General features: G+C 58.2%; 7 protein-coding genes. 3 read left to right on the top strand and 4 right to left on the bottom strand.

Annotated elements, in window-relative coordinates; genetic code table 11:
- Nucleotides 1-2,902: protease pro-enzyme activation domain-containing protein (locus tag WA354_RS01765; RefSeq protein WP_472811290.1), on the bottom strand; the 2,902-nt coding region annotated here is incomplete at its 3' end.
- A gap of 361 nt (nt 2,903-3,263) precedes the next feature.
- On the opposite strand from WA354_RS01765, the gene WA354_RS01760 reads away from it, so the two are divergent.
- The 3 genes from WA354_RS01760 to WA354_RS01750 all read left to right on the top strand — a co-directional run bounded on the left by WA354_RS01760 (nt 3,264) and on the right by WA354_RS01750 (nt 7,276).
- On the top strand, nt 3,264-4,517 hold the full coding sequence (locus WA354_RS01760; RefSeq protein ID WP_472811289.1) for an aldose epimerase family protein: 1,254 nt from the start codon (nt 3,264-3,266) through the stop codon (nt 4,515-4,517).
- Nucleotides 4,518-4,694: 177 nt separating this feature from the next.
- Nucleotides 4,695-5,822 carry a type IV pilus twitching motility protein PilT gene (locus WA354_RS01755; RefSeq protein ID WP_472811288.1) on the top strand — a complete coding sequence of 376 codons (1,128 nt, stop codon included), beginning with the start codon at nt 4,695-4,697 and terminating at the stop codon, nt 5,820-5,822.
- 242 nt (nt 5,823-6,064) lie between these two features.
- Nucleotides 6,065-7,276 (top strand): cellulase-like family protein, encoded by a 1,212-nt coding sequence (locus WA354_RS01750; protein WP_472811287.1) that lies wholly within the window; start codon nt 6,065-6,067, stop codon nt 7,274-7,276.
- A 52-nt stretch (nt 7,277-7,328) separates the two neighbouring features.
- On the opposite strand, the gene WA354_RS01745 is transcribed toward WA354_RS01750, so the two are convergent.
- From WA354_RS01745 to WA354_RS01735, 3 genes are all read right to left on the bottom strand, one after another.
- The gene (locus WA354_RS01745) at nt 7,329-7,811 is read right to left on the bottom strand and encodes a maleylpyruvate isomerase N-terminal domain-containing protein (protein WP_472811286.1); all 483 of its coding nucleotides are present in this window, start codon (nt 7,809-7,811) and stop codon (nt 7,329-7,331) included.
- A 40-nt stretch (nt 7,812-7,851) separates the two neighbouring features.
- Nucleotides 7,852-8,007: a hypothetical protein gene (locus WA354_RS01740; RefSeq protein WP_472811285.1), complete on the bottom strand. Its 156-nt coding sequence runs from the start codon at nt 8,005-8,007 to the stop codon at nt 7,852-7,854.
- Between the two features lie 269 nt (nt 8,008-8,276).
- Nucleotides 8,277-9,360 (bottom strand): VWA domain-containing protein (locus WA354_RS01735; protein ID WP_472811284.1); only part of this gene is annotated, 1,084 nt, incomplete at its 5' end.

Here is a 9,360-nt window from a genome sequence, read left to right as displayed (position 1 = left end):
ATCCGCGACGGTGAGCCGGGACACCGAAAAAGACAAGCAAAGCCAGTACGGCTCCGCTTTCCGCCTCACCCCAACCGCCGATGCGGGGCCGCTTCATCGCCGCAGTAGCCGCCGTTGTGGAGACCGTAACGGTGCCGGTGCCGCTGGTTGTTGTGGACGAAAGGGTCACGCCTGAACCGCCCACCGCGCAGGTGGGAAGGTCCGACGCGCCTGCTGGTGACGAAGTCAGCGCGCAGGCCAGTGTCACCGCACCCACATATCCGTTTGTCGTCGATACCGTAATGGTCGAAGTAGAAGTTCCTCCACGAGCGACGGAGGCGGGCGAGGGTGCCCCTGCCCCAAGTGAGTATGTCACCTGCGTGATAGTCACCTGAGTCGTCCCGGTTGTCGCTGCATACGTCGCATCGCCGCTGTAGCTGGCTGTGAGGGTGTCAGTGCCCACCGCGAGAAGGCCTGGAGAAAGCGAGAAGTTGACCGTTCCGCCAACAAGGGCTTTCGTGGCCGACCCAAACGCTCCGCTCGTCAGAAATACGTTGCCCGTGGGCGTGCCACTCGAACCCGTCACGGTGACCGTGACCGACGTTCCCTGTGCACTCGAGAAGCTCGACGGCGTCGCTACGACACCTACTGTCGCCGCAGCCGTCCCCGTCGTCGTTCCGCTCCACCCATTCACGACGTTGGCAACGTTGAGCGATCCGAGACCGGTGGCCTCATCATAGGCGGCTCCTGCTGCAAATCCGGTAAGCACTCCGTACGTGTTTCCGGTCGCAGCGACCGTGCAGTTGGGTGAGCCTGCTGCGCACGGCATCGCGATCGTTCCCGTGTCGATGTCGTTGAAGTAGCAACTGCTGGATGCGGTCACGCTCTCTGTGGTGCAGCTCGAATAGTTTTGCTTCCCGGCCAATGCGTACAGAACGGAATTCGGATGCCCCTGGGCGGAACCTGCCTTCTGATTGATGAGCGCCATCACACCAGCCATCGCCGGAGTTGCCGCCGAGGTACCGCCGATCTCGCCCGCTGGCTCAGTCATCGCCGTTGGAGACGTCACACACGCGCCCATGTCAGAAACGCAAATCAGATATGCACTCCCAAAAAAACCGTTACCTGCAAAGAAAGACACGTCGGGGATGTCACGCAAGTTGTCGGTCGGGATGCCGCTGACTCCAGTCTGCCAGGTCGGCTTGGGATATCCGCCGGAGCAACTGGCTGGATTTGGAGTCGTCGTGGAATTTGTGGTGCTGTTGACTGTGCAATTGCTCGCGCCTCCCGAGCCTCCAACTGAGTTCACGAGGTCCAGGGCGGCCTGCTCAGGAGTGGTCGTAATCGTTCCTACTGCAAGCTCGTAGCAAATCTGGCTGGCTGATAGGTTTGTTTTCAGTGCGGTATTGATTTCCGAAACGATGAGGGGATTCGTGCACGAGTCATTCCACGGAAATTCGGGGATGTATCCAATCGCTGTAGATCCGTTCGTTGTGTTATTCGTCGTGTTCCAGTAAGGAGCCGCGGTCGAGCCCCAATTGAAGTCCGTTCCGCCAACCGCCGTGTCGTATTGGGTCGAGGCCAGCCCGTTTACAGAGAGTCCAAACTGCGCCCCATAAGGGCCATTCTGTGCCGCGCCCTGGTCGCACGAGGGCGATCCGGAGTCTCCCGTCGCCACAAAAACAGCGATGCCTTCCGTCGATGCGCTCTGCCAGAGGGTGTTGTACGCGTTGTTTCCGCTCGTTCCTTCAAACAGTTCGCAAAGTCCGTAGCTCACGTTGAGAACCGGTGCAGTCAGATGGTTAATCACGTATTGCGAGGAATCGAAGACCGCATCGTTCGTGTTGGTCGACTGCGTCACAACCAGGTCGATCGTCGCGCCCTTCGCCACTGCGCCCGACCACTCCACGTCCAGCGCATTCTCAATCTGATCATCGATCGTGCAGTTTCCTGTGGTTCCGGTGCAATAGCCGGGATCAACGGTGCCGGCCTCAAGGTTATGAATGGTATTGAAAGTTCCCGCCGGCAATCCGAACGTGCTTCGAAATGTCGCGACGTCCGTCGTCCTCACATCGCTTGTTCCCGCAATCGCAATCGTCTGCCCGGTCCCGTCAATAGGCGAGCTCGCGTTCCAAAGCGGAAGAACGTTGTAGATCGTCGCAAAGTCGTAAGGAGCGACATCCTCAAGAAGACAGGTACTTCCGCCGCAGTTTGTAATTCCGAAATCCGGGCGCACCCCGCCGCTTGCCAAATTGGGCGTCTGCACTCGCTGCCACTTGCCTGTTTCGGGATTGAGTGTCGCCTTGCCGCCAAGCCGGTGCAATGGCCGCGGATTAAAGTTATGCAACGCCTTCGGTCCCAGAACCACCGGGTCCAGTGCCATAGGGATTTGCGGGTCGCTCATGTTAGAGATGTGCGGCTGCCCGTTCACCAGCAGGTTGTGAATCTCAGTGTGGAATGCCGCCTCCACCTGCGCCGCGCTGCCGCCGAACCGGATCGTCATCCGATCCTGCGAAATTTCGTCCACAGAGAGACCATGGCTCCCTAGCCACGAAGACACAGTCGCGATATCGGTCGGCGCGGGACCAAATTTTTCGCCAACCTCCGCCGGTTGAAGCCAGTGATGGAAATTCGGCGAGGTCGCGTCGTACTGGCTCGCAACAAAGGAGTCGAACGCTGCCTGCTGCTCCGGGCTGCGGCGCAAAACCAGGACCAGGCCTGACATGCGCATATCGGGACTGACCCGACCGCGGTCATTCTTCGCGGTCGCCGCAGGCGGCACATTGCCCCTCAGCGTGATCAGTTGATTCTCGTTCACTCGTTCAACGATCAGGGGTTTCGACGCCGTGTTCTGCGCGCTCGACACTCCAGAGAGAAACGCCAGGGCAAAGCAAGGAAGAGCCAACCTATGCAGGGGGCGCATAATTCAGACCGGGAACCTTTCTCGGGGTACAGCCCCGAAGAGGCGGTGCGTTGAAAAGGAGACCGGAGCAGTTGCAAAGGGAACCGTACCTGCTCTGAACGACATTGAGTTCCACTGATTCGCTCGAATTGTACCGTTTCCGGTACTCGACGCAATATCACTAATTCGTTTCCAGGATGGTTACTTTCTTGGGATGATCGCTGAGAGAGACTTTCGTTGAACGCGGAAGTACATCTTGCTAAGGGTTCGGGTCTAAGGGGCTTACAGAAGGACAATCTCCAAGCCAGAAACAACGGCGCCACATCCGGAACTCCAGCGTGGGGTTGTTCATTTCCCGGCTCCCGCCGTCCGATGTCGTAGAATGAGGCCGCTTCCGGAACACGCTTACATCCGCCGGGAATTCCCGGCCGTTGAAGCGCTTGCGGAAAATCTGAACGCGTTTCAGGGATGGATTGAGATGAAGTCTTCTCTTCGCAGCTGTGTTGTTTCCTTCCTTTTTTTGGCCGTTGTGGCAAGCTGGGTAGTCATGAGCACTCAAGCCCAGGCACCCACCGAGATCGGCGGCCAGAAGGTTGTCACTCTCACGCGCACTGTCACCAGCAAGACCAGGCCGGAATTCACCAGCGTCACGGTCATGCCGGGGCGCGGCATGGAATTGCTCCAGATCACCGCCAACTTCCCCGGTCGCGGAAACGTCGACGTCCTCGCCTCGCCTGACCTGGCAGGCGCTAAGAAAATGCTCGACGATGAAGACAACGCCAATGGGGATCTTGCCTACAGGCTCGGCTCCGCGTTCCTCGTGCCCTATCCCAATCGCATCCGCGGCAAGCTCTCTGCCGATGGCAAGACCCTCACCACAGAGTGGCAGGGCCACACCATCACCCTGCCGGCAAACAATATCGGTAAAAATCCCGGTGCAGAGCGTCATGCCATGCACGGCCTCATATTGAAGGCCAAAACCGACGACGTAACCGAAAAGGACATCCACGGTGGCAAAGAAGTCACGGGCGTCATTCACGCCGGCGACTTCGGCGGCCACTGGCTCTCCAAGACCGACCTCGATTTCACCATCACCTTGACCGCTGATGCCGTTGACGCCGTCGTCGTGGCTAAGAACGTCGGCAGCGAAGCCGAGCCCATGGCCATTGGATGGCACCCCTACTTCAACATCCCCTCAGGCGACCGCACCCAGGTTCGCCTGCACGTCCCCGCTTCCATGCTCGCAACCGTCGATAACTACGACAACGTTTTTCCCACTGGCAAGCTCGTGCCTGTCACCGGGCAATATGACCTGCGCGCCGAGGACGGCAAAGCCCTCGACAAGAACTTCTACGACGATAACTGGAGCCACCTCGACTGGAAGAATGGAGTCGTCACCGTAACCCTGACCGATCCGGCCGCCAAATACGGGGTAAAGATCGAGGGCGTGTCCCCCGAGATCAAGACCATCCAGGCCTACGCTCCCCCGTCAAAGAACTTCGTCGCCATCGAAGACCAGTTCAACTTCGCCGACCCCTTCAGCAAGATCTGGGGTTCCATGGACACCGGCATGGTCACCCTCAAGCCCGGCCAAAGCACAAAGTGGCACGTCCGCATCAAGGCCTTCGTGCCGTAACTGATTCACACTCCCTACGCTTCACCGGCCCGGATTTCTCCGAGATCCGGGCCTTCAACTCTCGGACACCTCGCCTCCCCCCTCGGATGCAGGAGAGTCTTCACAGCAGTAAGCGAAATGCCCGGCGAACGCGTCCTACAAGCAACTCTGGTTCCACAGACCGCTTCCTCATTCCGTATGCACAGAGACACACCATTACCGGCCGCCGGTCAGCCAGACACCTCAACCGATTCCCATGCGGAAACCACAGAGCTGATCGATTTCCTCTTGTCAGAAGCGCTTGCACTGAACGCCTCTGACATCATCATGGTTAACGGGTCGGCTCCCACACTCCGCGTGAATGGCGCACTCAAATCACTCGCTGGAGGCGAGCTCTCTGCCGAGGACATCTGGCATCTGCTGACGCCGCTGCTCTCGTCCGTCCGGCTCGACGAGTTGAATCACCAGAAGTGTCTGGACTTCTGCTTTGAACGTGGATCTGCCGGAAGATTTCGGGCAAACATCCACTTCCAGCGCGGAACCATTGCAGCCTCGATCCGCGTCCTTCCCAGCCAGATCCCCACGCTCGAGTCGCTTCATCTCCCGCAGTCGCTCGCTGTCCTCGCCGAACGAAAACAAGGACTCATCCTGCTCACCGGGGCCACAGGTTGCGGCAAGACCTCCACCATGGCGGCCCTCATCAACGCCATCAATAACACGCGCCGCGATCACATCATCACAATCGAAGACCCCATCGAATTTCAGCAGCCGAACCAGCACTCCCTCGTCGAACAAATCGAAGTAGGTGCGGACACCCCTGGATTTGCCCAGGCGGTCCGCGCCGTCCTGCGGCAGGATCCCGACGTTATCCTCATCGGTGAGATGCGCGACAGCGAAACAATGGCCGCCGCCCTGACCGCCGCCGAAACCGGCCACCTCGTCCTCACTTCGCTCCACACCAACGACGCCGCGCAGACAGTCTCACGTATCCTCGATATCTTCCCCTCAGGTTTTCAATCCCAGATGCGGCGCCAGCTCTCACTCGCCCTGCTGGCCGTCATTCATCAGCGTCTCTTGCCCGCAATCAACGGAACTGATCGCTATCCCGCAGTTGAAATCCTCATGGCCACCAGTGCAATCCGCAATCTGATTCGCCGTGGAGATGATCATCAGCTCAGAGCCAACATTGAAACCGGCCGTTCTGAAGGCATGCAGACCATGGAGCAGTCCCTGGCTGAACTCGTCCGTAATAACCGCATCTCCCGCGATACGGCCTACGCCCATAGCAGCCACCCCGAAGATCTCCGCCGTCACCTCGGCGAGTAGGAACAGCACCTCGCGATCTGCAGCAACGACGCCGACAATCCCGGGACGGATGGATCGTGGAGTCTCACAGTTTGCGGAAAAACTCGCTGCTTTGAAGAGGCATGACTTCACAGTTAGGTGAAAAACTACTTCAGCCGCGAGTCTTCTATCAGGGCATGTCTTCACAGCCTGCGAAAACTACTTCAGCCGCCGCTCTGACATCTGATCCCGGTAGTATCCTTGCCTCGAATCCGGAGAACCATATGAATCGCAGGCAATTTCTGGGCGAAGCCATGGCAGTGGCGGCAACCGCGGCGGTCGTTCGAAACGCCAACGCGCTCCCATCCCCCGCCAGGCATCCCCGCGCCATCACCATGTGGGAGTTCTCGTGGATCGAGCGCCGCTGGCCCGGCGCCGGTTACGAAGACTGGGATCGCGCTCTCGATGAATTAAAGGAACGCGGTTACAACGCGGTGCGCATCGACCCTTTCCCGCATCTGCTCGCGGCCGATCCCCACAAAACCTGGACACTGTGGCCCGAATGGAATACGCAGATGTGGGGCTCGCCCGACGTGAATCGCATCGTGCTCGTGCCCGCCTTGTTTCGATTCATCGGCAAGTGCCGCGATCGCGGAATCAAAGTCGGCCTCTCAACCTGGTATCGCAAAGACGATGCCGATACTCGCATGACCATCACCAGCCCCGACATAATGGCCGCAAATTGGATTAAGACCCTCGACCTCATCGAACAGGCCGGCCTGATCGATTCCATTCTCTATACCGACCTCTGCAACGAGTGGCCCGGCGCAGACTGGGCTCCTTTCATGAAACCGCTAACCTACGGCGACTGGGACAAGCCTGCATCCCTCGACTACATGCAGAAGGCAATTTCGCTGGTTCGCGCGAAGTATCCAGCTATGCCTTTGTTCTTTTCAGTCGCATCAGGCAATACGCAGAGCTATCTCGAACACGACCTGGCTGACTTCGACCTGCTGGATCCGCATATATGGATGGTTCAGCAAAACGGCGGAGAGTTCTACAAACTGGCCGGGTACGCCTACGAACGCTTCGACGCGAAGGGCTACACAAACCTCAGCCTCAAAGCCGAGGACGTATACCGAGCCCGTCCCGAGTATTGGCAGAAAGGGCTTGAGAACGGAATCGACGCATTCGCCGAAGTCTCACGCAAAATCAGGATGCCCCTCATCACCACCGAGTGCTGGGCGATCGTTGACTACAAGGACTGGCCTCTTCTGAAATGGGATTGGGTCAAAGATCTCTGCGCTATCGGCGCCCGCCGGGCCGCGTCCTCTGGACGTTGGCTAGCAATCGCAACCAGCAACTTCTGCGGCCCGCAATTCGTGGGCATGTGGCGCGACGTGGCGTGGCACCAGCAGTTGACGCGAGCGATCAAGAGCGCTGAAATAGCGCCCGATCTTCGTCACGGGCGCTTGTATGAACGCCTTCAGACTTAATCCGTCGCCGGTGCAATCGTTGCCCCGGCGACGGACTCAACAGGAGAGCGCTCTAACGTCCCAGCGCCGCCTTTATTTTTGCCAGATGATGGTAGCTGTGCCGTACCGCATGATCCTCCAGCATGAATTGGCAGGTAAGCGGGGCATCGCTATTCAGCGATAGCGGCGCAGCGTTATCCAGTTGCTCATCGCTGAGCGCACGAATGGCCGCCGCAGCCGCACTGCTGTTGGCCGCGAGCAGGCTGAGCGCTGCTTCCTTAGTCACTCCATCATTCGTGTCGCCGTGCTGGTGGTTCATTTTGTGCACCACATCCCACGTCACACCCGTCACTGCATTGCCGGCCGCGAGCACCTGGGCAAGTTGAATCTCGATCGGGTACACACTCGCCACGTGATGAACCACGACGCCGATCTTCCGGCCGTCCTTGGGAACGCGAGTCTGCCATTCTGCGTCAGTGAGAGTGGATGCAAAGGAGGCCAGTGCTGATGCGCCGGCCTCCAGACGTTCTGCGAGAGCTTCACTTCTTTTCTTCATTTGGGCGACACTCCACAACTCTTTTTATCGCAATTACGCCTCAAACGCTGACATTCACCTTCAAAAAAGTGGCAGAAATTGAGGTGCTGCCATGGTTGACTGTATTCTGCGACTCAGCCAGTTCCACAAGCCGGGTGTGCAGCTCGTCCACTTTCCCGCTCTTCTCGGCAGCCTCATATGCGTTCGGTCGGCCCATAGAATCGCCGAAATATCCCGATGATCTGTTCCGGCTTTTGGTCCGCGGCGACAAAGCGGAATGTGTTCCCGCGTCATTGAGATTCTCTCTCGGGGAATTCCCGCGCTGCCGAAGCGCTCGACAATGTGCGTATCCACACCCCAGGTCATGGGGCTCACGAAGCCTTCCGGTGGCGGAGGCGTAAACGCCGAGCTGATCTTGAGCAACTGCGCCACGAAGACCGGCAATCCGATCAATTTGCGAACGTCTCTTCGAAACAATTGAATGGATTATCTACGCTTGATCGAGTCATCGCTCAGGTCAATATTCAAAGTCCCGGCTTTGCCGGAATTCCAGTCATAGACCGCGGTCACCAGGTGCACTCCTGTTTGGGATGGGAGGTCGATTTCAAGATGAACTGGGAGCCCATTCTTCTGGATGGAGCTGTACTGTTCCGGACTGAAGTCCAGGCCTTCTTCATCGCCCTCCCAGTTGACGGCATTGCCATCGCGGTCGTAGGCCTTCAGGCCAAGAAGAATTCTGCCGCTCCGTTCCCCTTTGGCGTCGGACTGCATAACAAGATCCTGTTCGCGAACGATGAAGTCCACATTAAAACGTGTGAATGGCGCTTTGAGCTGCGCATTCTGTCCGGCGCGCTTCGCATCGGGCGGAGGCTGGGTGTCGGCAGCGTTCACACGAGTTCCATACAGGATTCCTGTGGCACTCGGCATTCCAAACTGCAAAAGCGGCTCAAGGGGATTCGAACCCGAGTTTGACCTGGACGCAGGACTATCGTCGGCGTTGTAACCACGCCGGTAGGAGAGCTTGTACTTTCCTTTTTCGATCTTCACTTCAATTCGACGGTAAGATCCGTCTCTCTTGCCCTGTGTAGGAGAATATCCAACCGTGTAGTAATTCGATCCGTCGCTGATCGCGTGGCGCATCGCCGCATTCAGATCGTTGGTGTTGAAGTAAGCCTTGCCACCTGTTGAGGAGGCGAGTTGCTCCATGGTGTTCATCGTATCGGCGCGTTCCGACGCACCTGCGCTGTAAGCCGACAAGTCGGTCTGATTGCCTATGTGTCCTGCTAGTCCGCTGGGTCCGGGACCCGCGACATTGGCTTCTGCCACGTGCTCCGTCATCATTCCCTCGGCGTCGATGGGATACACGGCAATGCGCGAGAGGGTGAAGAGATCAGCGGTAGATCTCACGTTGTCGAGATATCCGGGGATCTCGGTATTCTGCTTCATTTTCTCGCGCTGAGCGGCGGAGGGAAAGATGATCACAGGGAACGAGCTTGCAAACCAGATGAGATTCTTGCGGCCCGGCACGCCCGCAAGATAATGGCCAAGATAGTTAAGAGCCTCGAAGGTC

This window comes from Occallatibacter sp., assembly GCF_049802275.1.
In the GTDB taxonomy this organism is placed as follows: domain Bacteria; phylum Acidobacteriota; class Terriglobia; order Terriglobales; family Acidobacteriaceae; genus Telmatobacter.
Note: the sequence above shows the minus strand (reverse complement) of the source record. Positions and strands in the feature narration are given on the sequence as shown.